General features: G+C 65.5%; 32 protein-coding genes. 20 read left to right on the top strand and 12 right to left on the bottom strand.

Features of this window, described 5'->3' with window-relative positions:
• Positions 1-15 precede the first annotated feature (15 nt).
• Positions 16-675, top strand: a complete 660-nt coding sequence (locus tag QMG86_RS27430) for a TetR/AcrR family transcriptional regulator (RefSeq protein WP_281875583.1) — start codon at positions 16-18, stop codon at positions 673-675.
• A gap of 48 nt (positions 676-723) precedes the next feature.
• Here the strand turns inward: QMG86_RS27430 and QMG86_RS27425 are convergent, their stop codons facing one another.
• A complete protein-coding gene (locus QMG86_RS27425) occupies positions 724-2,772 on the bottom strand; it encodes a M13 family metallopeptidase (protein WP_281875582.1) in 2,049 nt (682 codons plus the stop codon).
• A 337-nt stretch (positions 2,773-3,109) separates the two neighbouring features.
• Here QMG86_RS27425 and rplN point away from each other — a divergent pair, with 337 nt between their 5' ends.
• From rplN to QMG86_RS27400, 5 genes are all read left to right on the top strand, one after another.
• On the top strand, positions 3,110-3,478 hold the full coding sequence (gene rplN, locus QMG86_RS27420) for a 50S ribosomal protein L14 (protein ID WP_067807954.1): 369 nt from the start codon (positions 3,110-3,112) through the stop codon (positions 3,476-3,478).
• 1 nt (position 3,479) lies between these two features.
• Positions 3,480-3,797 (top strand): 50S ribosomal protein L24, encoded by a 318-nt coding sequence (gene rplX, locus QMG86_RS27415; RefSeq protein ID WP_039795507.1) that lies wholly within the window; start codon positions 3,480-3,482, stop codon positions 3,795-3,797.
• A gap of 1 nt (position 3,798) precedes the next feature.
• A complete protein-coding gene (rplE, locus tag QMG86_RS27410) occupies positions 3,799-4,362 on the top strand; it encodes a 50S ribosomal protein L5 (protein WP_067807951.1) in 564 nt (187 codons plus the stop codon).
• A 4-nt stretch (positions 4,363-4,366) separates the two neighbouring features.
• On the top strand, positions 4,367-4,552 hold the full coding sequence (locus QMG86_RS27405; RefSeq protein ID WP_014981705.1) for a type Z 30S ribosomal protein S14: 186 nt from the start codon (positions 4,367-4,369) through the stop codon (positions 4,550-4,552).
• Positions 4,553-4,950: 398 nt separating this feature from the next.
• The gene (locus QMG86_RS27400; protein ID WP_195080372.1) at positions 4,951-6,504 is read left to right on the top strand and encodes an acyl-CoA carboxylase subunit beta; all 1,554 of its coding nucleotides are present in this window, start codon (positions 4,951-4,953) and stop codon (positions 6,502-6,504) included.
• A gap of 265 nt (positions 6,505-6,769) precedes the next feature.
• Here the strand turns inward: QMG86_RS27400 and QMG86_RS27395 are convergent, their stop codons facing one another.
• Both QMG86_RS27395 and QMG86_RS27390 read right to left on the bottom strand, forming a co-directional pair.
• Complete coding sequence (locus QMG86_RS27395) at positions 6,770-7,429, bottom strand: DUF8020 domain-containing protein (protein ID WP_281875578.1); 660 nt, start codon at positions 7,427-7,429, stop codon at positions 6,770-6,772.
• A gap of 554 nt (positions 7,430-7,983) precedes the next feature.
• A complete protein-coding gene (locus QMG86_RS27390) occupies positions 7,984-8,616 on the bottom strand; it encodes a DUF8020 domain-containing protein (RefSeq protein ID WP_281875577.1) in 633 nt (210 codons plus the stop codon).
• Here QMG86_RS27390 and QMG86_RS27385 point away from each other — a divergent pair.
• The 4 genes from QMG86_RS27385 to QMG86_RS27370 are packed head-to-tail and all read left to right on the top strand — an operon-like array spanning position 8,597 to position 10,843.
• Positions 8,597-8,851, top strand: coding sequence for a WXG100 family type VII secretion target (locus tag QMG86_RS27385; protein ID WP_281875575.1), 255 nt, complete (start codon positions 8,597-8,599; stop codon positions 8,849-8,851). The two genes, QMG86_RS27390 and QMG86_RS27385, sit on opposite strands and share 20 nt — an antisense overlap.
• A 10-nt stretch (positions 8,852-8,861) precedes the next feature.
• The gene (locus QMG86_RS27380) at positions 8,862-9,161 is read left to right on the top strand and encodes a WXG100 family type VII secretion target (protein WP_281875574.1); all 300 of its coding nucleotides are present in this window, start codon (positions 8,862-8,864) and stop codon (positions 9,159-9,161) included.
• Positions 9,158-10,498: a WXG100-like domain-containing protein gene (locus tag QMG86_RS27375; RefSeq protein WP_281875573.1), complete on the top strand. Its 1,341-nt coding sequence runs from the start codon at positions 9,158-9,160 to the stop codon at positions 10,496-10,498. The genes QMG86_RS27380 and QMG86_RS27375 overlap by 4 nt, the downstream gene beginning before the upstream one ends.
• Complete coding sequence (locus QMG86_RS27370; protein ID WP_281875572.1) at positions 10,499-10,843, top strand: hypothetical protein; 345 nt, start codon at positions 10,499-10,501, stop codon at positions 10,841-10,843.
• A 227-nt stretch (positions 10,844-11,070) separates the two neighbouring features.
• Here the strand turns inward: QMG86_RS27370 and QMG86_RS27365 are convergent, their stop codons facing one another.
• Both QMG86_RS27365 and QMG86_RS27360 read right to left on the bottom strand, forming a co-directional pair.
• The gene (locus QMG86_RS27365) at positions 11,071-11,277 is read right to left on the bottom strand and encodes a DUF397 domain-containing protein (RefSeq protein WP_281875571.1); all 207 of its coding nucleotides are present in this window, start codon (positions 11,275-11,277) and stop codon (positions 11,071-11,073) included.
• Positions 11,267-12,166, bottom strand: coding sequence for a helix-turn-helix domain-containing protein (locus QMG86_RS27360; protein ID WP_281875570.1), 900 nt, complete (start codon positions 12,164-12,166; stop codon positions 11,267-11,269). The genes QMG86_RS27365 and QMG86_RS27360 overlap by 11 nt, the downstream gene beginning before the upstream one ends.
• 755 nt (positions 12,167-12,921) lie before the next feature.
• Here QMG86_RS27360 and QMG86_RS27355 point away from each other — a divergent pair.
• Complete coding sequence (locus QMG86_RS27355; protein ID WP_281875569.1) at positions 12,922-13,464, top strand: hypothetical protein; 543 nt, start codon at positions 12,922-12,924, stop codon at positions 13,462-13,464.
• A 356-nt stretch (positions 13,465-13,820) separates the two neighbouring features.
• Here QMG86_RS27355 and QMG86_RS27350 read toward each other — a convergent pair whose 3' ends face one another.
• From QMG86_RS27350 to QMG86_RS27340, 3 genes are all read right to left on the bottom strand, one after another.
• A complete protein-coding gene (locus tag QMG86_RS27350) occupies positions 13,821-14,147 on the bottom strand; it encodes a helix-turn-helix domain-containing protein (RefSeq protein ID WP_067807919.1) in 327 nt (108 codons plus the stop codon).
• A complete protein-coding gene (locus tag QMG86_RS27345) occupies positions 14,147-14,524 on the bottom strand; it encodes a type II toxin-antitoxin system RelE/ParE family toxin (RefSeq protein WP_281875567.1) in 378 nt (125 codons plus the stop codon). Before QMG86_RS27345 ends, QMG86_RS27350 begins: the two co-directional genes overlap by 1 nt.
• A gap of 95 nt (positions 14,525-14,619) precedes the next feature.
• Entirely contained in the window at positions 14,620-15,273 is a 654-nt protein-coding gene (locus tag QMG86_RS27340) for a Uma2 family endonuclease (protein ID WP_281875566.1), read from the bottom strand.
• A 283-nt stretch (positions 15,274-15,556) separates the two neighbouring features.
• Between QMG86_RS27340 and rpsH the strand changes: the two genes are divergently transcribed.
• The 9 genes from rpsH to map all read left to right on the top strand — a co-directional run bounded on the left by rpsH (position 15,557) and on the right by map (position 21,097).
• Positions 15,557-15,955, top strand: a complete 399-nt coding sequence (gene rpsH / locus QMG86_RS27335; protein ID WP_039795549.1) for a 30S ribosomal protein S8 — start codon at positions 15,557-15,559, stop codon at positions 15,953-15,955.
• A gap of 13 nt (positions 15,956-15,968) precedes the next feature.
• Positions 15,969-16,508 carry a 50S ribosomal protein L6 gene (gene rplF / locus QMG86_RS27330; RefSeq protein WP_063021307.1) on the top strand — a complete coding sequence of 180 codons (540 nt, stop codon included), beginning with the start codon at positions 15,969-15,971 and terminating at the stop codon, positions 16,506-16,508.
• Between the two features lie 2 nt (positions 16,509-16,510).
• Positions 16,511-16,918, top strand: coding sequence for a 50S ribosomal protein L18 (gene rplR / locus QMG86_RS27325; RefSeq protein WP_281875564.1), 408 nt, complete (start codon positions 16,511-16,513; stop codon positions 16,916-16,918).
• Positions 16,919-16,949: 31 nt separating this feature from the next.
• Positions 16,950-17,609 carry a 30S ribosomal protein S5 gene (rpsE, locus tag QMG86_RS27320; protein WP_063021309.1) on the top strand — a complete coding sequence of 220 codons (660 nt, stop codon included), beginning with the start codon at positions 16,950-16,952 and terminating at the stop codon, positions 17,607-17,609.
• On the top strand, positions 17,609-17,788 hold the full coding sequence (rpmD, locus tag QMG86_RS27315; RefSeq protein ID WP_281875563.1) for a 50S ribosomal protein L30: 180 nt from the start codon (positions 17,609-17,611) through the stop codon (positions 17,786-17,788). Before rpsE ends, rpmD begins: the two co-directional genes overlap by 1 nt.
• Before the next feature lies 1 nt (position 17,789).
• Complete coding sequence (gene rplO / locus QMG86_RS27310) at positions 17,790-18,233, top strand: 50S ribosomal protein L15 (protein WP_281875560.1); 444 nt, start codon at positions 17,790-17,792, stop codon at positions 18,231-18,233.
• A gap of 171 nt (positions 18,234-18,404) precedes the next feature.
• Positions 18,405-19,727, top strand: a complete 1,323-nt coding sequence (secY, locus tag QMG86_RS27305) for a preprotein translocase subunit SecY (protein ID WP_281875557.1) — start codon at positions 18,405-18,407, stop codon at positions 19,725-19,727.
• Positions 19,724-20,269: an adenylate kinase gene (locus tag QMG86_RS27300; RefSeq protein WP_043687391.1), complete on the top strand. Its 546-nt coding sequence runs from the start codon at positions 19,724-19,726 to the stop codon at positions 20,267-20,269. The genes secY and QMG86_RS27300 overlap by 4 nt, the downstream gene beginning before the upstream one ends.
• A gap of 30 nt (positions 20,270-20,299) precedes the next feature.
• Positions 20,300-21,097, top strand: coding sequence for a type I methionyl aminopeptidase (gene map / locus QMG86_RS27295; protein ID WP_281875555.1), 798 nt, complete (start codon positions 20,300-20,302; stop codon positions 21,095-21,097).
• A 426-nt stretch (positions 21,098-21,523) separates the two neighbouring features.
• On the opposite strand, the gene QMG86_RS27290 is transcribed toward map, so the two are convergent.
• From QMG86_RS27290 to QMG86_RS27275, 4 genes are all read right to left on the bottom strand, one after another.
• Positions 21,524-22,324: a class I SAM-dependent methyltransferase gene (locus QMG86_RS27290; RefSeq protein ID WP_281875553.1), complete on the bottom strand. Its 801-nt coding sequence runs from the start codon at positions 22,322-22,324 to the stop codon at positions 21,524-21,526.
• Between the two features lie 36 nt (positions 22,325-22,360).
• Positions 22,361-22,789 carry a DUF4254 domain-containing protein gene (locus QMG86_RS27285; RefSeq protein ID WP_281875552.1) on the bottom strand — a complete coding sequence of 143 codons (429 nt, stop codon included), beginning with the start codon at positions 22,787-22,789 and terminating at the stop codon, positions 22,361-22,363.
• Positions 22,786-23,244: a DNA-directed RNA polymerase subunit beta gene (locus QMG86_RS27280; RefSeq protein WP_281875550.1), complete on the bottom strand. Its 459-nt coding sequence runs from the start codon at positions 23,242-23,244 to the stop codon at positions 22,786-22,788. The genes QMG86_RS27285 and QMG86_RS27280 overlap by 4 nt, the downstream gene beginning before the upstream one ends.
• A gap of 348 nt (positions 23,245-23,592) precedes the next feature.
• Entirely contained in the window at positions 23,593-25,116 is a 1,524-nt protein-coding gene (locus QMG86_RS27275; RefSeq protein ID WP_281875549.1) for a hypothetical protein, read from the bottom strand.
• Positions 25,117-25,180: the final 64 nt, after the last annotated feature.

The following is a 25,180-nucleotide window of genomic DNA, read 5'->3' as shown; positions in this document are numbered from 1 at the left end:
AGGGAAGATGGACCCATGCCGAGTTCGTCGCAACCACAGCGCACCGGTCGCCCCGCGCGTATCTCCCGCACGGAGATCCTCGCGGCGGCCAACTCGGTGATCGAGGCCGAGGGCGTGGCGAAACTGACCATGCGCCGCCTCGCCACCGAACTCGGCTGCACGCCGATGGCGCTCTACCACCACGTCCGGGACAAGGAAGACCTACTGCGGCTACTGCTCAACGAGTACGCCGACCAGGTGGTCTGGCCGGACCTGCCGGAGGAACCCCGCGACCGCGTGCGCGTCGCGGCGCGCGCCATGCGCGACGCTCTCGCCGCGCGGCCGTGGATCGTGGACATCCTCGCCGCGGACGATCTTCTGGGCGTCTCGGCGCTGTGGGTCAGCGAATCCATCGTCGACGGATTCGTCGCGGGCGGGCTGCCGCTGGACCGCGCCGCCCAGGCGTACCGCGTCATCTGGCACTACACGGCGGGCGACCTCATCGTGCGCGCCCGATCCGCCCGCCGGGCCGCGGAGGACCGTCCCACCTTCCGCGCACAGGTTTTCGCCGACCTCGACACCGAGACCTACCCTCGCCTCGCCGCCCTCGGCTCCGACTACCTCTCCCTCGCCGCCCGCGACACCTACGACCTCGGCCTCGCCGCGCTCATCGACGGCCTGCTCCGGTCCGCATAGCGATCGAGCCCGCCGCGAAGGACGGGCTCGAATGCGCGGTCGGAACGCTCAGAAGGTCACTCGCTGATCCGGCGGCAGGTACAACTTGTCGCCTTCCTTCACATCGAACGTCTTGTAGAACTCATCGAGATTGCGCACGACCTGATTGCAGCGGAATTCGTTGGGAGAGTGCGTGTCGATGCTGAGGTAGCGGACGGTGAGCTCCTTCGTCTGCTTCTCGCGCCAGCTGCGGGCCCAGGAAAGGAACATGGTGCGATAGTCGGGATCGTCGATGCCACGGCGCTTTTCGGCGATGCGGAAGGCGGCCAGCGTGATCTGCAGGCCGCGCAGATCGGCGAGGTTCTCGCCCACGGTCAGTTCGCCGTTGACATGCTGGTTCGGCTCGAGCCCCTCCGGGACGAGCGCGTTGTACTGGTCCACCAGTTGTTTGGCTTTGGCGTCGAACGCGGCGCGGTCCTCGGGCGTCCACCAGTCGCGACGGTTGCCGTCGCCGTCGTACTTGGAGCCCTGGTCGTCGAAGCCGTGGCCGATCTCGTGCCCGATGGTGGACCCGACCGCGCCGTAGTTGACGGCGGGCAGGGCGTCCTTGTCGAAGAACGGCGGCTGGAGGTAGGCGGCGGGGAAGACGATCTGATTGGAAGTCGACGAGTAGTAGGCATTCACCGTTTGCGGCGACATGCCCCACTCGGACTTGTCGACCGGGGTGCCCAGACGCGCGAACGCCCGCTTGACCTCGAACTCGTTGATGGCCAGTAGCGACTCGATCAACTTGCCCTTGGTGATCTTCAGCGTCGAATAGTCGATCCACTTGTCCGGGTAGCCGATCTTGGGATCGATCTTGTCCAGTTTCGCCAGCGACGCCGCCCTGGTCGCGGGCGACATCCAGGTCGAATTGGTGAAGTTCTCCCGATACGCCGCGATGACGTCGGCGAGCATTTCCTTGGCCCGCTCCTTGGCCTCGGGCGGAAAGTGCTTGGCCACATACAGTTTCCCGAGCTGCTCGCCGAGCTTTTCGTCGACGATGCCCACGCCGTACTTCCACCGTTCGGGGCGCTGGTCCTGTCCGTTGAGAATCCGGCCCTTGAAATCGAAATTCGCGTCGTTGACAGCCTTGGGCAGATACGGCGCGAACTCCCGCAGCACCGACAGCTTCAGGTAGTCCCGCCACGTGGCGATGTCCACCTCGGTCCACAGCTGACCCGCCGCCGTGATGAAGGACGGCTGACTCACCACCATCGTCGCGAACAACTCGCGCGGGCGGTCGGTGTTCCCCGCCAGCCACGGATCCCAGTCGAAGCCCGGGGCGAGCGCGGTCAAATCGGCCCAGCTGTAGAGGTTGTACGTCGCGTCGGTGTCGCGGTTGCGCACGTTGTCCCAATGGGCGGGCGCGATGCGCTTCTCCAGGTCGAACACCCGCTGGGCCAGCCCGGCCGGGTCGGCGAACCCCGCCCCCGCGGCGATCCGCTCCAGGAAGGTGCGGTACTGCGAGAGCACTTCGCCGTACTCCGGCTTCCGGTAGTACTGCTCGCCCAGGCCGAGCCCGGACTGTCCGACCGAAGGGATGTAGGCGTTGGAATTCTTCCGGTCGACGCCGATGCCGAGCCCGATCAACCCGCCGATCGGCAGCTCGGCCATCACCTTGGCCAGGTCCGCCTTGGTGGCGGCGCCGTCGATCTTGGCGAACAGCGGCGCCAGCGGCGTCATGCCGAGCCGTTCGATCTCGTCCCAGTCCACCCTGGCGTCGTAGAGATCCCTGATCTGCTGCTCTTCCGAGCCGGGCTTCGGGTCCCGGATGCCGTCGATGATCTCCCGCAGCTGCTGCTCGGTGCGATCGCCCGCCTCACTCCCCGAGCCGTAGCTGACCTTGTCCGGCGGCAGCTGGTACTCGCGCAGCCACTTCCCGTTGACGTGCCGGTACAGATCGTCCTGCGGCCGGACCGTCTCGTCGGCTCCGCTGAGATCGACGCCGGTGAGCGTCCTGCTCGCGGGTTCGGTGTCGTCCGAGCACGCGACCAGGGCAGCGGCGGCGGGAACGGCCCCGAGGGCGATCAGGAAGGCACGACGATCCAGCTTCGCTGGCCGACCGGTAGATGTCACGAGAATCCTCTCCCCGACGCGGCGGTGCCGCTGGTGTACGAAGGCAGCCTTGCAGGACACGAGGCTACCGGCGCGGCGCCGGACCGGCCGGGATTGGGGAAACGGGCACCGCCGTGTGGCCCCGATTTGGGAACGACCTGCGGATTCCCCTACACTAGACCGGTTGCCTGCGGGAGCTGTGCCCGCAATCCGGCAGTGAACCCCCAGTGGTTGGTTCCGCGTTTCTTGCTCGAACCGAGAAAACCGCTGGCAGGCGCGCGTCCGGAGGGCAACCGACCATGCCCGTCGGGTCGGCAATCCGGCGTGCACATACGTCCAGGTCAAGGAGGACGCTGAAGTGATTCAGCAGGAGTCGCGACTGCGCGTCGCCGACAACACGGGTGCGAAGGAGATCCTCTGCATCCGCGTTCTCGGTGGTTCGTCGCGTCGCTATGCCGGTATCGGCGACATCATCGTCGCTACCGTGAAGGACGCCATCCCCGGCGGCAACGTGAAGCGGGGTGACGTCGTCAAGGCCGTCGTCGTGCGCACCACCAAGGAGCGCCGCCGTCCGGACGGTTCCTACATCCGTTTCGACGAGAACGCGGCCGTGCTCATCAAGGCGGACAACGACCCGCGCGGCACCCGCATCTTCGGCCCGGTCGGCCGCGAGCTGCGCGACAAGAAGTTCATGAAGATCGTCTCGCTGGCCCCGGAGGTGCTCTGACATGAAGGTGCACAAGGGTGACACCGTGCTCGTCATCTCGGGCAAGGACAAGGGCGCCAAGGGCAAGGTCATCCAGGCCTACCCGAAGGAGAACCGGGTTCTCGTCGAGGGCGTGAACCGGATCAAGAAGCACGTCGCGAACTCCGCCAACCAGCGCGGCGCCTCCTCGGGCGGCATCGTGACCCAGGAAGCCCCCATCCACGTCTCGAACGTGATGGTCGTCGACTCCGACGGCAAGCCGGCCCGCGTCGGCTACCGGACCGACGAGGAGAGCGGCAAGCGGGTCCGGATCTCCCGTAAGAACGGGAAGGACATCTGACATGACCACGACGGAAAAAGTGCAGCCCCGGCTGAAGCAGCGCTACCGCGAAGAGATCAAGGACGCGCTGAACAAGGAATTCGGCTACGCCAACGTGATGCAGATCCCGGGCGTGGTGAAGGTCGTCGTCAACATGGGTGTCGGCGACGCCGCACGCGACGCGAAGCTGATCAACGGCGCCGTCGAGGACCTGGCCCTGATCACCGGACAGAAGCCGCAGATCCGCAAGGCGACCAAGTCCATCGCGCAGTTCAAGCTGCGTGAGGGCATGCCGATCGGCGCCAAGGTCACCCTGCGCGGCGACCGGATGTGGGAGTTCCTCGACCGCCTGGTCTCCATCGCGCTGCCGCGTATCCGCGACTTCCGCGGCCTGTCGCCGAAGCAGTTCGACGGCAACGGCAACTACACGTTCGGCCTGAGCGAGCAGTCGATGTTCCACGAGATCGACGTCGACAAGATCGACCGCCCGCGTGGTATGGACATCACCGTGGTGACCACCGCGACCAACAACGAAGAAGGCCGTGCCCTGCTCAAGCACCTCGGCTTCCCGTTCAAGGAGAACTGAGCACATGGCTAAGAAAGCACTGGTCAACAAGGCCAACGCCAAGCCGAAGTTCGCTGTCCGCGCCTACACCCGCTGCCAGCGCTGCGGCCGCCCGCACGCGGTCTACCGCAAGTTCGGCCTCTGCCGCGTGTGCCTGCGCGAAATGGCGCACCGGGGCGAGCTGCCCGGCGTGCACAAGAGCTCCTGGTGAGCTCGCGCTCCTCGTGAGCGCACTTGAATAGCAAGACGCCGAGGGCACGGACTCATACCGAGTCCGTGTCCTCGCCTTTCATGGAGGCGCTTACACCGCGGCAACACGATCGGACGCGGTTTCCCGCCGCTGACGCCGCCGTGGAGTGTTCGACCGAAGGTGGAATCCTGCACCGGCTCACCGTCGGCCGCCGCGACCGTGCCTTCGAATCGCCCGAAACGATCATCGCCATGCAACGGCGTCTTGCCAGTCCTTCGTTCCCCTGACTGTCGAGGATCTGATGTGTGGCCGACCTCGGCTGTGATTTGTCCGGGATATCCAGTTCGATGACACGTTTTGTGTCGATAACGCTTAACGTCGCGGGGGCACAACAGTTGGTTCGGAAGGTGGCGGCGAGCGTGACAGGTACCGAGGCGAAGCTCGAGGAACTGGTCAAGATCCTGACGATTGCTGCGGAACCGGCAGGTGAGGCCGGTGTCGCCAAGCGGGAGAAGAAGGGCGTTCCGAGCGTTCGCCAGCGTGTGAACATGCTGCTCGACCCCGGGACGTTCATCGAGACCGGTGCGTTGGCTCGTCAGCCCGACCGACCGGATGCTCTCTACGGTGACGGGCTGGTCACCGGTCGCGGCCTGATCGGGGGCCGTCCGGTGGTGGTGATCGCCCACGATCAGACCGTGTACGGCGGGTCGGTCGGTATCACGTCCGCCCGAAAGTTCATGCGGGCGCTGCAACTCGCGTTCGACAACGCATGCCCGGTGGTGACGATCAATGATTCCGGCGGTGCGCGTATCCAGGACGCGGTGGGTTCGATCGCTTCGTTCGGTGATATTTCGCGGGTGTTGGAGAAACTGTCCGGGTATGTGCCGCAGGTGTCGATCATTCTCGGCAAGTGCGCGGCCGGTTCGGTGTACGGGCCGATCAACACCGACGTGCTCATCGGCACCAAGGATTCCTACATGTTCGTCACCGGGCCGGAGGTGATCAAAGCCGTCAACGGTGAGGACATCACCGCCGAGGAGCTCGGGGGCGCCGAGGTCCAAGCCAAACGCGGCACCCTGCATCACGTGGCCGACACCGAGCAGGAAGCCTACGAGTGGGCGCGCAACTACCTGAGCTACATGCCGACGAGCTGTCTCGAGCAGCCGCCGATCGTGAACCCCGGCCTGGAGCCGGAGATCACTGCTACCGACCGGGAGCTCGACACGATCATCCCGGATTCCGATCGCGCCGGTTACGACATGCACGAGATCCTGCTGCGGATCTTCGACGACGGTGAATTCCACGAGATCCGCGCCGCGTTCGCCCCGAATCTGATCACCGGGTTCGCCAGGGTCGACGGTTATCCGGTCGGTGTGATCGCCAACCAGCCGCTGGTGCTGGGCGGTTCCATCGACGCCGCCTGCTCGGACAAGTCGACCTACTTCATCCGGCTCTGCGACGCGTTCAATATCCCGCTGGTGTTCGTCGCGGACACCCCGGGCGTGCTGCCGGGCCTCGAGCAGGAAGCCAACGGTGTGATCATCCGCGGCGGGCGGGTACCGCGCGCGATCATCGAGGCGACGGTCCCGATCATCAACCTGGTCGTGCGCAAGTCTTACGGTGGCGCCTACGGCATGATGGCGGCCCGACAGGTGGGCGCCGATATCAGTTTCGCCTGGCCGACGGCCCGGATCGCGGTGATCGGCGCCGAGAGCGCGGTCGACCTCATCGGCAAGCGGCAATTGGCGGCGGTGCCCGAGGAGCATCGGGCAGCGGCGCGCGAGTTCATGATCAACCAGTACAACGAGACGATCGCCACCCCGTGGATCGCCGCCGAACGCGGCTACATCGACGCGGTCATCGAACCGTCGCGGACCCGTCTGGAGATCCGGAACGCGCTACGCCTGTTGCGGGACAAGCCGCCGGTCAAGCCGGAGTTCAACCCGCGCAAGCATCCGGTGTACCCGATGTGATCTCCCGTTGACTCCGCAGCTGGGCGTATGGCACGCCGAGGCTGTCACACCGACAGGTTGCCGGAAGAGGCATCTGGCGACCTCCTCGACCGATGTCGGCCCTGAAGTCACCGGTAACGCGGACGCGACAGAGCTCACGCGGCTGTGGGACCACCGAGCGTGCGCCAAGTAGCGAACCATGGACGACCAGAAGCAAGGCGCTGCGGCGGATCGTGTCCGCCGCAGCGCTTTTCGCGTTTCAGCTCAGCAGATCAATCGCTGATTGTCAGGGCAGCACCTGCGGAATGACATCCGGCGCGACCGTACCCACGACCGCGCCGACCACGGCACCCAGGATGGCGGTGGTCACCACGCCGACCACGGCGCACAGCGCGTAACCGACCACGAAGATCGCCAGGGTCGGAATGCAGGTGATAAGGGCGGCGACCGCACCGACACCCGCGCCCGCGGCCGCACCGTTCATGACCGGATCCGGGTACTGCGCGCCCGGATTGGTCGCGATGTCCTTCAGTTCCGCGCCCGTCGCCGCTGAGACCTCAGGTGTCGTCACCGACAGCGTGCGGCCGTCCTCGGACACCTCGGCATCCAAGGCGATGGTGGTACCGGACGGCGTGGCCAGCGTGCGCGGAAGCTCGGTGACCGCCGCGCCGACCTGGTTCACGACCTTGATCGAAGTCTCCCCGAGCTGGAACGTGCCCGCGTCCAGCGTGGCGGACACGCTGCGCAGGTCCGGCGCGACCGTGGTGTGGTAGCCGATGTCCGCGGACGTGCCCGACGTCGAGATCGCCTGCGCCAGCTGCGCCTGCTGCTCGGCGTAGTTGGTGGCCGATGCGGCTCCGGCACCGGCGAACGTAGTCGCCACGGCCAGCGGCAGCGCACCGATGAGCGCCTTCCGACCGACCCGAATTGCAGCGCGATAGACCATTGAATTCATTCTCCTCCCCGACCCCCGACACCCCCACGTGGACGAATCGAACGTCGTTTCGTGTGATGTGAACGCACTATTGGTAGCGACTGCACGACCGTCAAGGCAAACCTTGTGAGATTGTCCACAATGTGGAACCGATTGAGCAACATGGTAATTGATCCGAAATGAGGTCTCGGCAAACTGAAAGCGATGCTGTCGCCGACCCAGCCGTCGACTCGGGCGACTGCCAGGTGGAAGCTCTCGTTTCGCCCCCGTCGAGACGCACTGCTCCCCAGCCCACATGTTGATATCGTTCAGTGCGTCCTCGGTCTACCTGTGCGTCTCGGCGTCGCGCAGCAATTCGATACTCCAGCCGGACCGCGTGATCAGTCGAGTCGGCGGCGCCAGGTCGACCAAAAGCAGCCGGTGCCAGAGGCCGTGAGCGGGCTGCTACCAAGAACATGTGCCGAATCCTGCTGCGAATAGCTGCGATCAGATCGGCCGTTGTGGTGCTGGTGTGTTGCGAAGAGGACCGACATTGACCTTCGGCCCCCATCGACTGCCGCCGCAAACTACCAGCAGTAGCGGTACGGCCCGCTGTTGTGGCACTCCTCCTGGTAGTCCCACTGGTCGGGAACATCGGAGTTGGGAATCGACGCGCCCGCAGCACCGCCGACCGCCATGCCGCCCAACACACCGACGATCAGGCTCACCGGCAGGCTGATCGGAAGCAGCAGTCCACCCGCGGCGATGCCGATGACGAGGCCGACAATGGTGCCGCCGACGCCGCCGATCAGACCGCCCATCGCGATGCCCGCCTCGATGCTGCGCTGCCGCGGCGAGGTCTTGCGCCAATAGCCGACCTCCTGGGCGGAGACATCGGCGACCAGCGTGGTGCCGTTGACGTCCACACGCGGCTCCAACGTGATCACGTGCTGGTCGAGCGTGAGCGCGCGCGGAACGCTCGCGATGGAGCTGCCGTCGGCGGCGACGATGTCGATCGTGTCATCGGTGACGCGGAAGATCCCCTCTTCGTGTTGGCGGATGCAACATCCGATCAGTGACGGCCGCAGCGCGACTCGGGTACATTCGTTTGAATCATTCGCTGGTAGAGGGGGCAGAGGCGTGGCGGGGGAACAGCCATCACTGTCGATCGATACCGCTGAGGTCAAGGCATTGGGGCGCTTGGCGTTCGATGTCGCCACTCAATGCCGGGACGGGTACTCGGCGCTGGAGACCGATGTCCGGGACATGCTGGGAAGCTGGACCGGTAGTAACGCCGGCGCTTTCGCGGCCGGGTGGGAAGAGTTCCATCAGGGTGCGGTGCGGGTGTGGGATGCGTTGTTCGAGTTGGCGGAGAAGCTGGGGATCACCGCGGACACCGTGCGCGGCGCCGATCAATCATTCGCGGCGGGCGTCAGCTCGCTCGATCTGCCCTGAGGGGGACCGTATGTCCGATGAACAGGCGTTTTCGGTCGATCTCGACAAGCTCGAAAACTTGGCCGCCCGAATTCGAGGCTTCGCGGGATTGCTTTCCGATCAGCTTGCGGCGATCGACCAGAAGGTCAAGGAGGTCGATGCCGCGTCGGCCGGTGCGGCAATGGTGGCCTACCGTGAGGCGCACGGCGAATGGCTCAGGGGCGCTACAGATATCCGAGAAGGGCTCACTGCTTTGGAAGAGGCCGTGAAGCTCGCCCACGATGGCTATACCGGCGCTGTTGCCGAGGGCTTGAGGATCCTCGGGGTATGACAGCTCTGGCTGTCGATCCGAAGGCTTACTACCAAGCGGCTACCAACTGCTTCGACGCCGCATCCGCGTTACGGGACAGCTTTCTGTATATCTTCGCGGAGCTGTCCGAATGTGGATCGATGGCGGGCGTGGACGAGAACGGCCAGGAATGGGCGCGCTCGTATAACACCTCCGCATACGAGGCGGTGGGATTCTTTCAGGACGTCCACTCCACGCTGTACGCGTACGGCAGCGCCCTCAACGACATCGGCTTCACGCACGCGCAAGCAAACGCCACCATGAAGGGCGCACCGCAGCCGGACCGGCCCACGGACCCGGGAATGCCTGTGTTCGGCCCGTTCTCGGTCCCGGCTTCGGCTGGTGGCCCTGGTCAAGGGATCATCGACAAGGGCATCAATATCATCAGCCACATCGGCATACCGGTTCCCGACGGCGACACCGGAAAACTCGCGAAGGCTGCCGATGCCTGGGACCGCCTCGGCACGATCTACCAGAACACGAACGCCCGAGACAAGATCACGATCGCGGCGAGCCTGTTCGACAGCGTCACCGCCGACGACGCGGGCCACATCCGAGACGACCTCAAATCTCTTGCGAACTCGATCGATCAACTGCTGACCGCCTGCACGCAGATCAGCCAGTCCTGCCTCGCATACAAGGACGCGCTGACGGAACTGCGCAACGAGATCAAGGGCTTCTTGGATTCTCTCGTCCAAGAACTCGCCATCGACGCCGCGATCACCGTGGGCCTGTCGCTGATCAGCTTCGGAGCGGGAGCGGTCACCGCAGGAAAGGCGCTGCTCACGGTACAGAAGTGGGCCGGAAAGATCAAAGACGGCATCGTCGCCTGGCGAGCCCGAAAGGCGCTCCAGATCGCGGGAGTCAGGCAGGAGGCCAAGGACGCCGCTGTCAAGGCCAGAAAAGTCGTTACCGATCTACGTGCTCGACTGCGCGGGAAGCACGCTGGTGACGTAGCAAGCGGCCCACGACCACCGTCGAAGGCGATTGTAGACGAGAAGAAGTACGAGTATCTCTTTGGTAGGGCGGCAGAAGATGCGCACAACTCGCCTAGATCGATGCAGAATCTCTCGCAACTGAACCGTGTCGGCGTTTTCGACAACCAGGTTGGGAGAGATTTGCTCAACAGTCATTTCGACGAGGTGGTCCGTACTGACAGTAATATCGCCCGAACCTTTTCGAATGACTATGGGGACTTTCAAGTGCGAGAGTCGCTGTTCGTCGGTCCGAACGGTATTCTGAAGTTTGAAACAACGTGGCAGGTGACGCCGGAAGGTCTACGCTTGACCACTGTGATTCCGAAGGGTGGAGGAGCGTAGATGGCCGACTATGAGTTCATAGAGCCGGAAGAGTCGGAGTTCTTGGAGGCGTTCGGGGCCGAACGTGTGGCCATCCCCGGGGCTACTGCTTCCTTTGTGGTGAGTATCGATTCCGACGACCGGAACAAACTGGAACTATCGTACGATGTAATAGCGCGATCCGCGCGGGTGCGGTGGTACCAGGACTCGACTGTGCTGGTGGATATTTTTCGGGAACAGGTGAACCGCATTGCGGTCGGAGGTGGCGGCACAATAAAGATATCGACCAGTGGAGTAGATTTGTCGGGTGAATTAACCGTAGAGGTGTACCCTGTCCGGATCAAAGATGTGTCGTTGGCCCGATGATTCTGTCGGTCGTTCGAAAGTTGAATGGGATACGCTCGGTGTATCGCACCCCAGAATTCTCGGGAAGCCGTGATGCGCAGTCACGTGGGTTGCCCGCGAGTGGCACACCAGCGGAGAGGTCTACTCGCGCTTTGCCGCAGCCGTGTGCCACTCGCGGGCGTCGGCCGGGGGAGTTGGCTAGGCGGGGAAGTGTCGAGCCCGGCGGGGCGCGGGTGGGCTCGGAGGGGTCAGCTGTTGGGGAAATGGCCGCTTTTGGTTGCGGACAGGAAGGTGTCCCAGGCGGTGGGGGTGAAGGTCAGGGTGGGGCCGGTCGGATTTTTGGAGTCGCGCATTCCGACTGTGCCGTTGGTCAGGTGGGCGATCTCTACGCATTGGCCGTTGGAGGCGCTGTAGCTGCTCTTGAACCAGCGGGCTCCAGATAGGTCAGCGGTCACCGTCAAAACTCCTTGCTACCCGGCGGAGCAGGTCTCGCGAGGTCTTCTCGTCCAACGCCGTCTGGCGGATGGCTTCGGCCATCTCAGTGTAACGCCGCACTATTTCGGGCCTTTCGAGATAGAGATCGCTGCTCATCCCGCCGTCGAGGTAGACGACTGGCGGTTCGATGGGCAATCCCTTGCTGTTGGTGCCGAAGTCCAAGAGAACGAACGAACCGTGCAAGATGCCGCCCGTGTATCCGGCCGAGTACGGGTGGATGCGCAGTGTGACGTTCGGCCGAGTGCTGACATCAGCGAGGTAGCGATGTTGAGCGGCCATCACTTTCGGCCCGCCGACCATCCGGTACAGCGCTGCTTCATCCAGCAGCACGTGAAGGTCCACGGGGCAGGTCTTCCGGGTCACAGCCACCTGCCTGTTGAGGCGAACCCGCACGCGTTGTTCGATTTCCTCGGCCGATCCATCGTGCAGAAACGCGCCGATCAAGGCACGGGCGTAGTCAGCGGTTTGCAGCAGTCCAGGTACCTGAACTTCGTAGGACGTAAGCCGCTGGGCCGACCGCTCCATCCCGACGTACATGTTGAAAGCATCCGAGAACAGTCCGCCGAGCGGCGTGATGCCGTCCTCGTCTCGCGCCGTCGCCGCGCGCGACGCCAGTCCCACCGCCTGTTCGGTCTGCTCGGCGGTCACCTCATAGAGCATGCACAGTTCGCGCACGTCCTGGCGGCGTGGTTTCACCGCTCGTCCGGTTTCCAGGCGTTGTAATCCGTTGAAGCTGAGTTGAACTTCCTTCGCGGCGATGGCGATCGTCAGGCCGCAGCCTTCACGCGCCTCGCGCAGGAATCTGCCGAGCTGGCGGCGCAGCAGCGTCGGCGACTCGACTTCGGTCATCGGCTTTCCCCCAGGTGAATGAATCCAGCACACGGTCTGAACTGCATCCATTGATACACCGAAGTTCGATGCCGTCCAGGGCTTTCGTCGAAGTTGTCGGGAATACGCGAATCAGGTCGAAGTGGGCCGTGCCCGGCTGGTGTGCTGTGCCTGCGTCGGGCCGCTGAACAGGGCTTTGTCGGTCCGGAAGCGGCGAGCGATCCGCGATAGGCGCACTTCAGACTCATTCGACGGCAGGGGAACACCATGCAGGAAGGCTCCTTTCGAGACACCCCCACCACCAGGTGCGCGTTCTACCGCCGTATCGGCGGACTCGCCGCTGGCGTGGACCCGCACACCGGACGCATCACGGTCCCGGCTGGGAGCGTGTGGGGATTGGGGATGGCGGCGTATCTCGGTCACGAGGTCCGCGAGGAACTGCGGCGGCGGGGAAGCGCTACCGGACCGATCGTGTCCTACCCGAGGTCGGGCTGCTGGGTTTTTCTCGTGCGTCCCGATCTTCCGGACTCGACCGCCGCGTTCGCCCAGTTGTATCGGGCTGGTGTCACGGTTTACGCCCACGGGCGGGTAATCGCGTTGCCGTCGCCAACCGACCGGCCTCCTGCGGTGCGGCATTGGGTCGAGCCGCCTCGGGACGGTTTCCGGCCCTCGGGGATGGTGGTGGTCGCGGCGATCAGCCGATGCCTTCCGCCGCGAGCGATCAACCTGTCCGCGCTCGGCATCTCCGGAGTTTCCACCCGGGCCAGGGAAGTTCGGTGACAACAGATTCCCGAAGTCCGCTGAGCGGCAACCAGGTTCGCGCGCCGCGCCTGCCGGGCACCCGCGCCTTCTTCGACATCTTCAACGCCCGCGTCGAGCCGGCGGACGCGCTGATGGTGTCGGCCGTGGGGCTGCTCGGCGTGTGGGTCCGGCATTACGAGACCCGCAAGCCCGGCCGTCCGATGAGTCAGCGGTTGGCCTATTTGATGGATCTGCATATCTGGGCCATCGACCGATATGTGGAAGACATACTCGAATCGGCGCGCCGAGAGGGCTACCGGCCTACCGCGGACGCCCAGGAGATGCATTACTCCTACGGCGAGTTGGTCAGCCTGCTCACCGCCGATTTCGTGCGCTGCCGCCGAGAGGAGCGCCAACCCGGCGGAATAACCGAGGACCAGGTGCTCCACCATGTGCGGCACTGGGAGGGGTTCAACGCCATGGTCGAAGCCGTGGCCGCCGGGCAGGTGCGATTGCGGATTCCGCGCACCCAGCAGCCTGGGGCTGCGGCCGCCGAACCGTATGACCCGGCAACGTGACCACTCCGCGTCCAGAGGAGCCCGATGTCCACCTGCGCGTCCTGCTCTGCGGTCTGAGTCTGGACTTCGCCGCTTGCCACACCGCAGCCATGCGATTCATCCGAGAGTGGTGCGCCGTACGCGCCGCTGCCGACCTCGTCGTTGTTCCCGGCGATGCCGCCGGGCTGCCGCGTTTGCCGTGCGAGCGCCTCTACTTACCACCGTGAAGACGCGCGCATCCCAAGCTGCCGACCAATCCTCGACTCGGGCACAACCACCCTCGTGCGAGGGGGACCCCGAGTGGCACCATCGAGAGGCTTACTCGGCCGATGGCGCAGTGGTGTGCCACTCGCGGGCGAGCGAAGCCGCAGCGAGCGCTACGCCGCGCTGGTGTGCGGTGTGAAGCTGACGCGTGCGTCGTCGGCATCGATGGCGATGTTCAGGGATGCGTCCAGGGCTCGTGCCAGCTTTGTCAGTAGCGGAAGGGTGGGGACGGCGTCGGATCCCTCGATCCGGGAGATCTTCGCCTGCGTCAGTCCCGCCCGGTCGGCGAGTTCGGCTTGGGTGAGGCCGAGCTCCGTGCGACGGTTGTACACGGCGGCGGCGAGCTCCATGGCCAGTCGGATTTCATGACGCACTTCGCTGACGGCCTCGGGCTCGGTCAGTCCCTGGTCTCTACCCGTCTTCCATCGACTATGGGGCATCACAGCTCTCCTTTCTCGATAGTGCGGAGGAACTCCTCGTGAGCGGGGCCGTGTTCGTCCTCGCATATTCTTCGCATCTCGATAGCGCGTTTGACCTCGGCGTCCTCGCGGTCCTTGGTTTTACGGAATGTTGTCAGCAAGACGATCGTGCGGTCGGATCGGAACCAATAGGTGATCCGCGTGGCGGCTCCATCCAGCGTCGGGCGAAGTTCACGCACCCCCTCGCCCAGATAGCGGGAGAAGGGTTCACCGAGTGTGGTCGCGCGTTCGGCGAGTAGGGCCACATACGCTTCGACTTTGAGGAAATGCTTAGCCGGAAGCGACTCCAGCCAAGCCCGTACTTCGGGCTCGATCTCAATCGAGTAGAGCGACTCCACGTCATCAGTCTATATGTCGTTGACGACATGTCTGCGGTGCGTGCTGGGCCGGGAGTGCCCATTCGACCAGTGTGAGAGACCGACCGACCTGCGCGTCAGAGTTCCAACTCGGACCAGGGGATGTGGATGGGGAACGGGAAGTCGATGGTGATGGCGTCGGAATCGTTCGGTGACCATTCGTCGATCAGGAGATAGTTCCTCGGATAGAGCGGGCGTACGCCGGGTGGGAGTTCGCCGGGGACGGTTTCCAGGGCGTACGCGCGGACCGTCGCGATGGCACTCTTCTTACGCGCGAGCGTGACCTCCCAATACCAGGGGATGCCTCCATCGGCGTAGCGTCGCTGGTCCTCGTACGGGTCGATTGCGATGTTCGCCGGAGAACTGATGTGGCCGACAAGCAGCACGTCGTCGGCGCGGATGTCCTGGTAGGGGGTATCGAGGCGGCGGTAGACGAGGACGTCGGGGGTGGCGAAGTCCGACTTGCCGGTCTTGCCGAAGAAGACGTTGGTTTCGAAGTCGACACGCCACCAGCTTTGCGGCTGCTCGGCCATGCCATCGCGGGCACAGCGCTTGAGTGCGCTGGTCAGAGCGAATGTGAACGCTTGATGTTCGGCAGGTCCCCGCTGTCGCCAGACGACGCGCCCGTTGCGCAGTTCGATCTGTCCGGCGATCTCCTCGGGTAGCTGCTCTAGCTCCTCCCAGGTCATGGACTCCGGAAGGTCGGGTCGTTCGACGCCTGGGCTCGACATAGGCCCATGTTAGCCCGGCTAAGGGCTGTTTTCGCTGGTCATGGGTCCAGTGGAGCGGGCTCCGGACAGACCCCGATTTTGCCCCGGTGAACCCCTTGCCTACACTAGAGCGGTTGCCTGGGCACCTCCATGCCCGCATGCGTGCGCCCGGGTGATCGAACCTCCTCCGGTCGGCAAGTGTCGGCCGGACCATCCGAATTGTCGTAGGCCCACCGCTGGGCATGCCGATGTGCATGTCAGCGCTGTATGGGAACCGCGGCGAGAAAGGTGTCTAGGTCGAACCATGACCATGACTGATCCGATCGCAGACTTCCTGACACGTCTGCGCAACGCCAACTCGGCGTACCACGATCAGGTGAAGGCTCCGCACTCGAAGCTCAAGGCGAACATCGCCGAGATCCTCAAGCGCGAGGGCTACATCGCCGACTACCGGACCGAGGACGCACAGGTGGGCAAGACGCTCATCGTCGACCTCAAGTACGGCCCGAGCCGTGAGCGCAGCCTCGCCGGCGTGCGCCGTGTCTCCAAGCCCGGTCTGCGCGTGTACGCGAAATCCACCAACCTGCCCAAGGTGCTCGGCGGCCTCGGCGTGGCGATCATCTCCACGTCCTCCGGTCTGCTCACCGACAAGCAGGCGGCCAAGCAGGGCGTGGGCGGCGAAGTCCTCGCTTACGTCTGGTAAGGGAGCAGGGACAATGTCGCGTATTGGTAAGAAGCCCATCGCCCTTCCGGCCGGTGTGGATGTGACCATCGACGGCCAGGACATCTCGGTGAAGGGGCCCAAGGGCACCCTGTCGCTCACCGTCGCCGAGCCGATCACCGTCGCCAAGGGCGAGGACGGCCAGCTCGAGGTCGCCCGTCCGGACGACGAGCGCCGCAGCCGCGCGCTGCACGGCCTGACCCGCACTCTGGTGTCGAACATGATCGTCGGCGTCACCCAGGGCTACGAGAAGAAGATGGAAATCTTCGGCGTCGGTTACCGCGTCGCGCTGAAGGGCCAGAACCTCGAGTTCGCCCTCGGCTACAGCCACCCGGTGCCGATCGAGGCGCCCGAGGGCATCACGTTCGCGGTGGAGTCGCCCACCAAGTTCTCCGTGTCCGGAATCGACAAGCAGAAGGTCGGCCAGATTTCGGCGGTCATCCACGGCCTGCGCAAGCCCGACCCGTACAAGGGCAAGGGCATCCGCTACGCCGGCGAGGTCGTTCGCCGCAAGGTCGGAAAGACGGGTAAGTGATCATGGCGCAAACCGAAAACCAGAAGGCCAAGCGCATCCCCCTGGGCAAGGACGTGTCGACCCAGCGCCGTCTGTCGAAGACGCGCCGTCACTTCCGCCTGCGCAAGAAGGTGGAAGGCACCACCGAGCGTCCGCGCCTGGTGGTCAACCGCTCCTCGCGGCACCTGCACGCGCAGCTGGTCGACGACTCGGTCGGCAAGACCATCGCCGCCGCGTCGACCATCGAGGCCGACGTGCGCGCGGTGGACGGCGACAAGTCGGCCAAGAGCAAGAAGGTCGGCGCCCTGCTGGCCGAGCGCGCCAAGGCCGCCGGTGTCGAGGCCGTCGTGTTCGACCGTGGTGGGCACGACTACCACGGCCGGATCGCCGCACTGGCCGATGCCGCTCGCGAAGGTGGGTTGAAATTCTGATGATCGTCAACAAGAACGGAAGGAACGTCTGATGCCGGGACGTCAGAGGCGTGACGGCGGAAACGGACCCGCCGGACAGAATGGCAGCGCCCCCGAGGGCGGCCGCGGCGACCGTCGCGGTGGTGGCGACCGTCGGGGCGGCGGCGACCGTCGCGACAACGCCGCCGAGAAGAACCAGCTCGAGCGGGTCGTCGCGATCAACCGCGTCTCCAAGGTCGTGAAGGGTGGTCGGCGCTTCAGCTTCACCGCCCTCGTGATCGTCGGTGACGGCAACGGCCTGGTCGGCGTCGGCTACGGCAAGGCCAAGGAAGTTCCCGCGGCCATCCAGAAGGGCGTCGAGGAGGCTCGCAAGAACTTCTTCCGCGTCCCGATGATCGGCTCCACCATCACGCACCCGGTTCAGGGTGAGGCGGCCGCCGGTGTGGTCATGCTGCGCCCGGCCTCGCCGGGTACCGGTGTGATCGCCGGTGGCGCGGCTCGTGCCGTGCTGGAATGCGCCGGTATCCACGACATTCTGGCGAAGTCGCTCGGTAGCGACAACGCCATCAACGTCGTGCACGCGACTGTCACTGCCCTCAAGCAGCTGCAGCGTCCGGAAGAGGTCGCGGCGCGCCGTGGCCTGCCGCTCGAGGACGTCGCCCCTGCCGGCATGCTGCGTGCGCGCGCTCAGGCTGCCGGAGGTGTCAAGTAATGGCAGATCTCAAGGTGACCCAGATCAAGAGCTCGATCGGCGCCAAGAAGAATCAGCGGGACAGCCTTCGGACCCTCGGTCTGCGCGGTATCCGCAAGACCGTGGTCTGCGAGGACAACGCCCAGAACCGCGGGCTGATCAACGTCGTGCGCCACCTCGTGACCGTTGAGGAGGTCTGACATGACCATCAAGTTGCATCACCTGCGTCCGGCTCCCGGCGCCAAGACCGAGAAGATCCGTGTGGGTCGCGGTGAGGCGTCCAAGGGCAAGACCGCGGGTCGCGGTACCAAGGGCACCAAGGCGCGCAAGAACGTGCCTGCCGCCTTCGAGGGTGGGCAGATGCCGATCCACATGCGGCTGCCCAAGCTGAAGGGCTTCACGAACCCGTTCCGCACGGAATACCAGGTCGTGAACGTCGGCAAGATCGCGAAGCTGTTCCCCGAGGGCGGCGAGGTCGGCAAGGCCGAGCTCGTGGCGGCCGGCGCGGTTCGCAAGAACCAGCTGGTCAAGGTCCTCGGCGACGGCGAGATCGGCGTCGCGGTCCAGGTGACCGCCGACAAGGTCACCGGTGCGGCGAAGGAGAAGATCACCGCCGCCGGTGGCACCGTCACCGAGCTGGGCTGACGGTACTCTGCATGACAGCGGCACCGGACGAGTGACGAGCTCGTCCGGTGCCACTGTTAGAGTTCAATTGTTGTCTGCCAGCCTCGCCGTGGTTTTCGGCGTCCCTTCTGTGTGAGCAGGGACCATCGCTGAATATCCATGTCATGACCATGTCGTTCGCCAGGAGGATCAGTGCTTTCCGCCTTCGTATCGGCCTTCCGGACTCCGGACTTACGGCGGAAGATTCTCTTCACGCTGGGGTTGATCGCGTTGTACCGGCTGGGTGCCTCGCTGCCGTCCCCCGGCGTCGACTACAAGGCGGTCCAGGAGTGCATCGACCTGGTCTCCGGCGGTGAGTCCGGCGGCATCTACCAGCTGATCAACCTGTTCTCCGGTGGTGCGCTGCTGCAGCTGTCGGTCTTCGCGATCGGCATCATGCCCTACATCACCGCGAGCATCATCATCCAGCTGCTCACCGTCGTCATCCCGCGGTTCGAGGAACTGCGCAAGGAAGGCCAAGCCGGCCAGACGAAGATGACGCAGTACACCAGATACCTCTCGATCGCCCTGGCGATCCTGCAGGCCACCGGTCTGGTCGCGCTGGCCGCCCGCGGTCAGCTGTTGCAGGGCTGCCAGCAGGACATCCTGGCCGACACCAGCATCTTCGGCATGATCATCATCGTGCTCGTGATGACCGCGGGCGCGGCGCTGGTGATGTGGTTCGGCGAGCAGATCACCGAGCGCGGCATCGGCAACGGCATGTCGCTGCTGATCTTCGCCGGTATCGCCGCTCGCATCCCGAGCGAGGGCAAGGCCATTCTGGACAGCCGCGGCGGCCTGGTGTTCGGTCTGGTGTGCGTCGCCGCGCTGGCGATCGTCACCGCCGTGATCTTCGTCGAGCAGGGCCAGCGCCGGATCCCGGTGCAGTACGCCAAGCGCGTGGTGGGCCGGAAGATGTACGGCGGCTCCTCGACCTACCTGCCGCTGAAGGTGAACCAGGCGGGTGTCATCCCGGTCATCTTCGCCTCGTCGCTGCTGTATCTGCCGAACCTGATCGCACAGCTGACCGGGGCGCAGAACAACCAGAATCCGAGCTGGTGGCAGGAGATCATCCAGAAATACCTGGTGAATCCCGGCAACCCGGTGTACATCGCGATCTACTTCAGTTTGATCGTGTTCTTCACCTACTTCTACGTCGCGATCACCTTCAACCCGGAGGAGCGCGCCGACGAGATGAAGAAGTTCGGCGGCTTCATCCCGGGCTACCGGCCCGGCAAGCCGACCGCCGATTACCTCAACTTCGTCCTGAGCCGTATCACCCTCCCCGGCTCGATCTATCTCGGTCTGGTGGCGGTGCTGCCGAACCTGTTCCTCGACATCGGCGCCTCCGGCGGTACGCAGAACCTTCCGTTCGGCGGTACCGCGGTGCTGATCATGGTGAGCGTCGGTTTGGACACCGTGAAGCAGATCGAGAGCCAGCTGATGAATCGAAATTACGAAGGGTTCCTCAAGTGAGAGTTGTACTGCTCGGTCCGCCGGGCGCCGGTAAAGGCACCCAGGCCGTCCTGCTGTCGGAGAAGCTGGGCGTTCCGCACATCTCCACCGGGGACCTGTTCCGCGCGAATATCAGCCAGCAGACTCCGCTGGGCCGCGAGGCGCAGAAGTACATGGACGCGGGCGACCTGGTGCCCAGCGACGTGACCAACCGCATGGTGGAGGCGCGGGTCAACGAGCCCGACGCCGCCAACGGGTTCGTGCTCGACGGATACCCGCGCACGGTGGACCAGGCCGACGCGCTGGAGAAGATCCTCAAGGACATGAACACCAAGCTCGACGCGGTGCTGCGCTTCGTGGTGCCGGAGGACACCGTGGTCGAGCGGATGCTCGCCCGTGGTCGCACCGACGACAACGAGGGCGTGATCCGTAACCGCCTGCGGGTGTACCGCGAAGAGACCGAACCGCTGCTGGACCACTACGACGGCCTGGTCGTCTCGGTGGACGGCGTCGGCGAGGTCGATGACGTCAACGCGCGGGCGCTGCGCGCGCTGGGCCACTGAGTCAGCTCGCGATGGAGCGCTGAGGCCCGGATGGTCTTCCACCGCAAGAAGAAGGTCGTGCCGTTCCGGACGGCAGGTGAACTGGATGCCATGGCGGCGGCCGGCGCGATCGTCGGCCGCGCCTTGGTGGCCGTGCGCGCGGCAGCCAAGCCCGGGGTGTCCACCTTGGAACTGGACGAGGTCGCCGAACAGGTGATCCGTGAGGCGGGCGCGGTTCCGTCGTTCAAGGGCTACCACGGCTTCCCCGCGTCCATCTGCGCCTCGGTGAACGACCGTGTGGTGCACGGGATTCCGACCGCGGAAGAGATTCTCGCCGAGGGCGACCTGGTCTCCATCGACTGCGGGGCGATTCTCGACGGGTGGCACGGGGATTCGGCCTGGACCTTCGGCGTCGGCACGATCATCGAGGCCGATCGGCTGCTCAGCGAGGCGACCAAGGCGTCGATGGAGGCCGGTATCGCGGCGATGCTGCCCGGCAACCGGCTGACCGACGTCTCGCACGCCATCGAGCAGGGCACCCGGGCGGCCGAGAAGGAGCACGGGCGCGCCTACGGCATCGTCGACGGCTACGGTGGGCACGCCATCGGGCGGGAGATGCACCTCGATCCGTTCCTCGCCAACGAAGGCGAACCGGGTAAGGGCCCCAAGCTCGTGGTCGGCTCCGTGCTCGCGATCGAGCCGATGCTCACGCTCGGCACCACCCAGACGAAGGTGCTCGACGACGACTGGACCGTGGTCACCGTGGACGGCAGTCGTGCGGCACATTGGGAGCACACGGTCGCCGTCACCGAGGACGGACCCCGGATCCTGACGCTGCGTCCGGAGTAGCGGGCGACCACCGGACGGTCGGCGTTCGGGTAACACTGCGCGGCGAGGAAACGAGCCGCACCGACGCCAGGGGTCCTGGTCGATCTCGCCATTTTTCGCGTGCCGACGCCATGCGCCGGCACCGGGCGATACCCAGCTTCCGCTGGATCGGTGACGTCGTTCCTTGCACCCGCGTCCTGCGCGTCGAGCCGAAGCGTGGGTCCGGGGAGTGCCCGTGTGGGCGGAACGTTTACTTCTCCTTGGTTCGATACTGTGCTGAACGATGCCGTCAGCGTATGGCCGGGCAGGTGGCGGTGACGTGAGTAGACCGCTACTCGAATTCGCTTGCCCCACGCCGCAGTTCGCCGTCATCCGGGCCTGCCCACCGACTCCGTGATGGCGCGTGGAACGCTGTGGCCAGGGTATTTCGTGTGCGTAAGTAGCCGTTCAGTCCACGGGGCGAAGTGTCGATCGCAGCACCGAAGTCACGATGGGCAGATCGAATTCGCCCTCGGCCGTCTCCGGCCGCTCGCGCAGATAGGCCGTGATACGAGCGAGCACCTCGGCCCGCTCTTGTGGGGAGATCACCAGCGTGTGCGAATGCGTGCCGATGGTCGCCGTCAGGGACTCGACCGTGCGCCGATGCCGATGCGGGAAAGTTTTGTGTTCGAACTCGTGCTCGCGGAACAGCGCGTGGTCGGGTACCTCGAGCTGCCCGAGCAACGGCAGAGCCGTGGACGCGCTGGATCCGGCGATTCGCTTCAGCCCGGCGACCCAGTCCACGGTGCTGTCATCGGTGTTCCACAGCGCCGCGAGAACGCCGCCGGGTCGCAGCACCCGGAGGAACTCCGGATAAGCGCGGTCCAGGTCGAACCAGTGGAATGCCTGCCCGGCGACGATCGCGTCCACCGAATCATCCGGGATCGGAAGGGCTTCGGCCGTCCCGGCGTGCGCGGTGACGGCCGGGAGCCGGCGGGTCAGTTCGGCGCGCATGTGCTCGTCCGGTTCCACGGCGATCACCGTCGCACCGGCTTCGAGCAGGCCGAGCGTCAGCTTGCCGGTTCCGGCACCGAGGTCGAGGACGGTGAGCGGTCGCCGATGCGCGACGGCGGCCAGCGCCCAGCGGATGGCGGCGGCGGGATAGTCGGGACGGTGCTCGGCATACGCGGCAGCGTGTGACCCGAACGAACCCGCCCTTCTGACGTGCAGAGCGAGCTTGTCGTCGGCGCGGTCGTCCGGGCTCCCCATCCATACCACCATACGGATGGGGAGCCGCGGCCGAACCTACGATGCGCCAGGAAGTCTGCGCACGCCCGCGCAGACCTCGGCCGCCAGGTCGTCGTAACCGACGGCCAGCTCGGCCAAGCGCTGCCAGGCGTCCCACAGGTCCCATTCCGACGCACTGGCCAGCGCCGCATAGGCGTTCGCCGTGAACTGGGCCAGCCGATCGATCACGGCGCCGACGGTCTCGGTGTGCACGTGCGCCGCGCCGTGCGCGGGTGGCAGCTGCACCGTGATCCAGCGGTCGATGTCCCGGATCAGGCCGGCCCGCAACGCATCGATCTCGTCGAGCGAGTCGGATCCCGCGCTGAGCCTGCGTTCGTGCAACGTGGTGAGCTCGTGTGCACAGCGCAGCAGCGGGTTGCTTTCGTGTAGTTCACCTCGGCAGGCTTGCAGCACTTGGTGTTTCGCGGGCAGGGCCCCGGTTGTCATCGCCTGGCCGTTCTCGTGCAGGACCGGACGATGTCGACGATGGACGCGCCGGAGGGTCGGAAGTTGTTCTCCGGAGCCACGATCCAGTGCCGATAGTCGGCGTCGGCGGCGGCAGGCGAAGGCAAGGCGATCTCACCGCCGCTGGGCACGATCGAGACGTTCAGGCGGAAGAGCTCGGCGAACAACCGGACGTCGTCCGGTAAATCGGGGCGGGTCAAGAAGGTCCAGCGTTTGGACCGGACGTGCGAGATGATCGGACCCAGCTCGCTGCGGCGCCGGGTGAGATCGTCGCGGACCTTTTGTCCCAGCGCGGCCGGCATCGTGATCGCGCCGACGAATCCGGCGCGCAGGACGATTCGGCCGATCTCCGGATGAACTCCGGCGGGCAGGTCGCAAGTGTGTCGATAGTAGGCGCATCGGGCGGTCGGGGTGTCCGCCAACGCCAGTTGGTCCATAGAGCCCTCGGGTAGCTTCGTGTGATTTTTTCCAAGCCGCCCGGACGGCGCTGCGGCATCCGTGCTGTGATCCGGTACACCGTGCGAGCGTTGTCTCAGTAGAGCACTCCATGGAGCGGATCAAACATTCCGTTCAATTAGTTCGCGAGAAATTCGTTTGCCTGCCGGTTACCGGCGGGTGCGGTGACCGGCAGGCTTCGCGGCATAGCCCGGCGTTCACTTCGGCGTACGTATCTGCTGGTCAAATGACCTGTGGAGATGCGGGGGCGGGAACCTCCGGCATTTTGTTCACCGTCGGTGCTACTTTGCCGCAAATCGATCCCGCCGCAGCGTCATCCCGCTCCGGTCTCAGGGCGTGGTGCGAAAGAACAGCACGCGGTCGCCGTGCTCGGACAACGGCGTGTTGACGCTGAGCTGGCGCAGGCCGCAGTCCGGCAGATAGGTGAGGTTGGCGAACACCTTCGTGTTGCCGAAGGCCGCGCGCAGTTTGCTCTCGGTTGCCCGGTCGGGGTTGTACAAGGCCAGCGTTTCGAAGTCCAGTGGCGCGAGCGGCTTGTCGAGGGGAGCCTGCCCCGCCGGACGGCCGAGCGCGGCGTACTGGGTGGCCGCACCGCGCTCGTACCAGCACAACTCGTAGGCCACGTTCTCCGTCACCGTGATCGCCGCGACGGGCCAGTCCTGGGACAGGCGCAGCGCCAGCGGGTGTTTCGCCACCGGGGTGAGTTCCCAGTTCAGGCTCAGCACCGTCACCCAGCCGCCGTAGGGCTGGTCGATCAGCACGATGTCGTCGCCGAGGGTGGCGGAGGTGTTCAGCTTCGGCTCGCGGGTCTGCCACTTCGACCCATGTGTACCGAGGTAGCTCTCCCGGTCGAGCGGGTAGGCGTCGTCGACGGCGTAGGCCGCGATGATCGCGGCGCGCACCTGGGCGATGGCGTCCCGTTCCGGCAAGTACACGCTCAGCGCGCCGAAGGTGGAGCCGATCTGCACGGGCGTCGCGGGCTGATCCTGCTCGGCGCCCGGCGCGAGCGGCCGCAGGCCGACCAGGGCCAGCTTCCAGTTGATCTCCTCGACGGTCGACAGGTCGCCGGAGGACTTGAACATGATCTGCTGCTGGGTGAGCCGCCCCGCCTGCTCCAGTGTGCGGCAGCCCAGTTCGACCAGCGCCCGGTGCGACTTCGGGGTCAGGTCCAGGTCCTGGATGCCGCACGCGCGCAGCCGGATCGACATCGTGGTCGAGGTGAACGCGGCGTACCGCTCCCGGTACATGGCGATGGCCTGCTTGCGCGACCGTCCGACCATGAGCGTGCGCAGCAGCGTGCTCAGGCTGGCCAGGTACTTGCCGGACAGCTCCGGGTTCGCCGCGGCCAGTGCGGCGCGGATGCGGGCGGCCTCCTCGGTCGCGGCCACGGCGGCGTCCTGGTCCAGCCTGCCCAGCCAGACACCGCACTTGGACAGACCGTCGGCGCACGGGCCCGCGACCTCCGGGTGCTCCCGCGCCACTTGGCGGTAGACCTCACAGGCGCGACGGATCGTCGTGGTGGCCAGCTCCCTGCGGCCGCTGTGCCGTGCGGCCTGCTCGAACGAGCGCAGCGCATCGTTCAACTCGCCGGCGAGACGGGCGGTGAGCACTTGGCCCCTGGACAGCAGGCGCAGGCGGATCGCCACCGCCTCCTCGGCCGGCGCCAGCGCCTCCCGCGTGCGGTCGCGCGTCGAGCCGTTGGTCTTGGTGGCGATCAGACCCTTGGCGAGTTCGCCGAGGGAGGTGGCCAAGCGCAATTCGGATTCGACCGTACGGTCGAGCGCCGCATACCGATCCGCGGCGATCTGACGCTCCATCGCGTCCAGATCCATCGCGCTCCTTGTTTCCAGCATGATCCTCCGCCAACGCGCGGCAAACCCGCGCAACGCAACTCTCTGCGCACCGAGTTTGTCACGC

The organism is Nocardia sputorum (genome assembly GCF_027924405.1).
Classification (GTDB): domain Bacteria; phylum Actinomycetota; class Actinomycetes; order Mycobacteriales; family Mycobacteriaceae; genus Nocardia; species Nocardia sputorum.
This window is presented reverse-complemented; position numbering and strand designations above follow the sequence as displayed.

Excerpts from the sequence above, each read along its gene's own strand:
- QMG86_RS27430 (WP_281875583.1), top strand. The coding sequence starts at position 16 with ATGCCGAGTTCGTCGCAACCACAGCGCACCGGTCGCCCCGCGCGTATC.
- rplX (WP_039795507.1), top strand. The coding sequence starts at position 3,480 with ATGAAGGTGCACAAGGGTGACACCGTGCTCGTCATCTCGGGCAAGGAC.
- rplE (WP_067807951.1), top strand. The coding sequence starts at position 3,799 with ATGACCACGACGGAAAAAGTGCAGCCCCGGCTGAAGCAGCGCTACCGC.
- QMG86_RS27405 (WP_014981705.1), top strand. The coding sequence starts at position 4,367 with ATGGCTAAGAAAGCACTGGTCAACAAGGCCAACGCCAAGCCGAAGTTC.
- QMG86_RS27395 (WP_281875578.1), bottom strand. The coding sequence starts at position 7,429 with ATGGTCTATCGCGCTGCAATTCGGGTCGGTCGGAAGGCGCTCATCGGT.
- QMG86_RS27380 (WP_281875574.1), top strand. The coding sequence starts at position 8,862 with ATGTCCGATGAACAGGCGTTTTCGGTCGATCTCGACAAGCTCGAAAAC.
- QMG86_RS27375 (WP_281875573.1), top strand. The coding sequence starts at position 9,158 with ATGACAGCTCTGGCTGTCGATCCGAAGGCTTACTACCAAGCGGCTACC.
- QMG86_RS27370 (WP_281875572.1), top strand. The coding sequence starts at position 10,499 with ATGGCCGACTATGAGTTCATAGAGCCGGAAGAGTCGGAGTTCTTGGAG.
- QMG86_RS27360 (WP_281875570.1), bottom strand. The coding sequence starts at position 12,166 with ATGACCGAAGTCGAGTCGCCGACGCTGCTGCGCCGCCAGCTCGGCAGA.
- QMG86_RS27350 (WP_067807919.1), bottom strand. The coding sequence starts at position 14,147 with ATGCCCCATAGTCGATGGAAGACGGGTAGAGACCAGGGACTGACCGAG.
- QMG86_RS27340 (WP_281875566.1), bottom strand. The coding sequence starts at position 15,273 with ATGTCGAGCCCAGGCGTCGAACGACCCGACCTTCCGGAGTCCATGACC.
- rpsH (WP_039795549.1), top strand. The coding sequence starts at position 15,557 with ATGACCATGACTGATCCGATCGCAGACTTCCTGACACGTCTGCGCAAC.
- rplF (WP_063021307.1), top strand. The coding sequence starts at position 15,969 with ATGTCGCGTATTGGTAAGAAGCCCATCGCCCTTCCGGCCGGTGTGGAT.
- rplR (WP_281875564.1), top strand. The coding sequence starts at position 16,511 with ATGGCGCAAACCGAAAACCAGAAGGCCAAGCGCATCCCCCTGGGCAAG.
- rpsE (WP_063021309.1), top strand. The coding sequence starts at position 16,950 with ATGCCGGGACGTCAGAGGCGTGACGGCGGAAACGGACCCGCCGGACAG.
- rpmD (WP_281875563.1), top strand. The coding sequence starts at position 17,609 with ATGGCAGATCTCAAGGTGACCCAGATCAAGAGCTCGATCGGCGCCAAG.
- rplO (WP_281875560.1), top strand. The coding sequence starts at position 17,790 with ATGACCATCAAGTTGCATCACCTGCGTCCGGCTCCCGGCGCCAAGACC.
- map (WP_281875555.1), top strand. The coding sequence starts at position 20,300 with ATGGTCTTCCACCGCAAGAAGAAGGTCGTGCCGTTCCGGACGGCAGGT.
- QMG86_RS27290 (WP_281875553.1), bottom strand. The coding sequence starts at position 22,324 with ATGGGGAGCCCGGACGACCGCGCCGACGACAAGCTCGCTCTGCACGTC.
- QMG86_RS27285 (WP_281875552.1), bottom strand. The coding sequence starts at position 22,789 with ATGACAACCGGGGCCCTGCCCGCGAAACACCAAGTGCTGCAAGCCTGC.
- QMG86_RS27280 (WP_281875550.1), bottom strand. The coding sequence starts at position 23,244 with ATGGACCAACTGGCGTTGGCGGACACCCCGACCGCCCGATGCGCCTAC.
- QMG86_RS27275 (WP_281875549.1), bottom strand. The coding sequence starts at position 25,116 with ATGCTGGAAACAAGGAGCGCGATGGATCTGGACGCGATGGAGCGTCAG.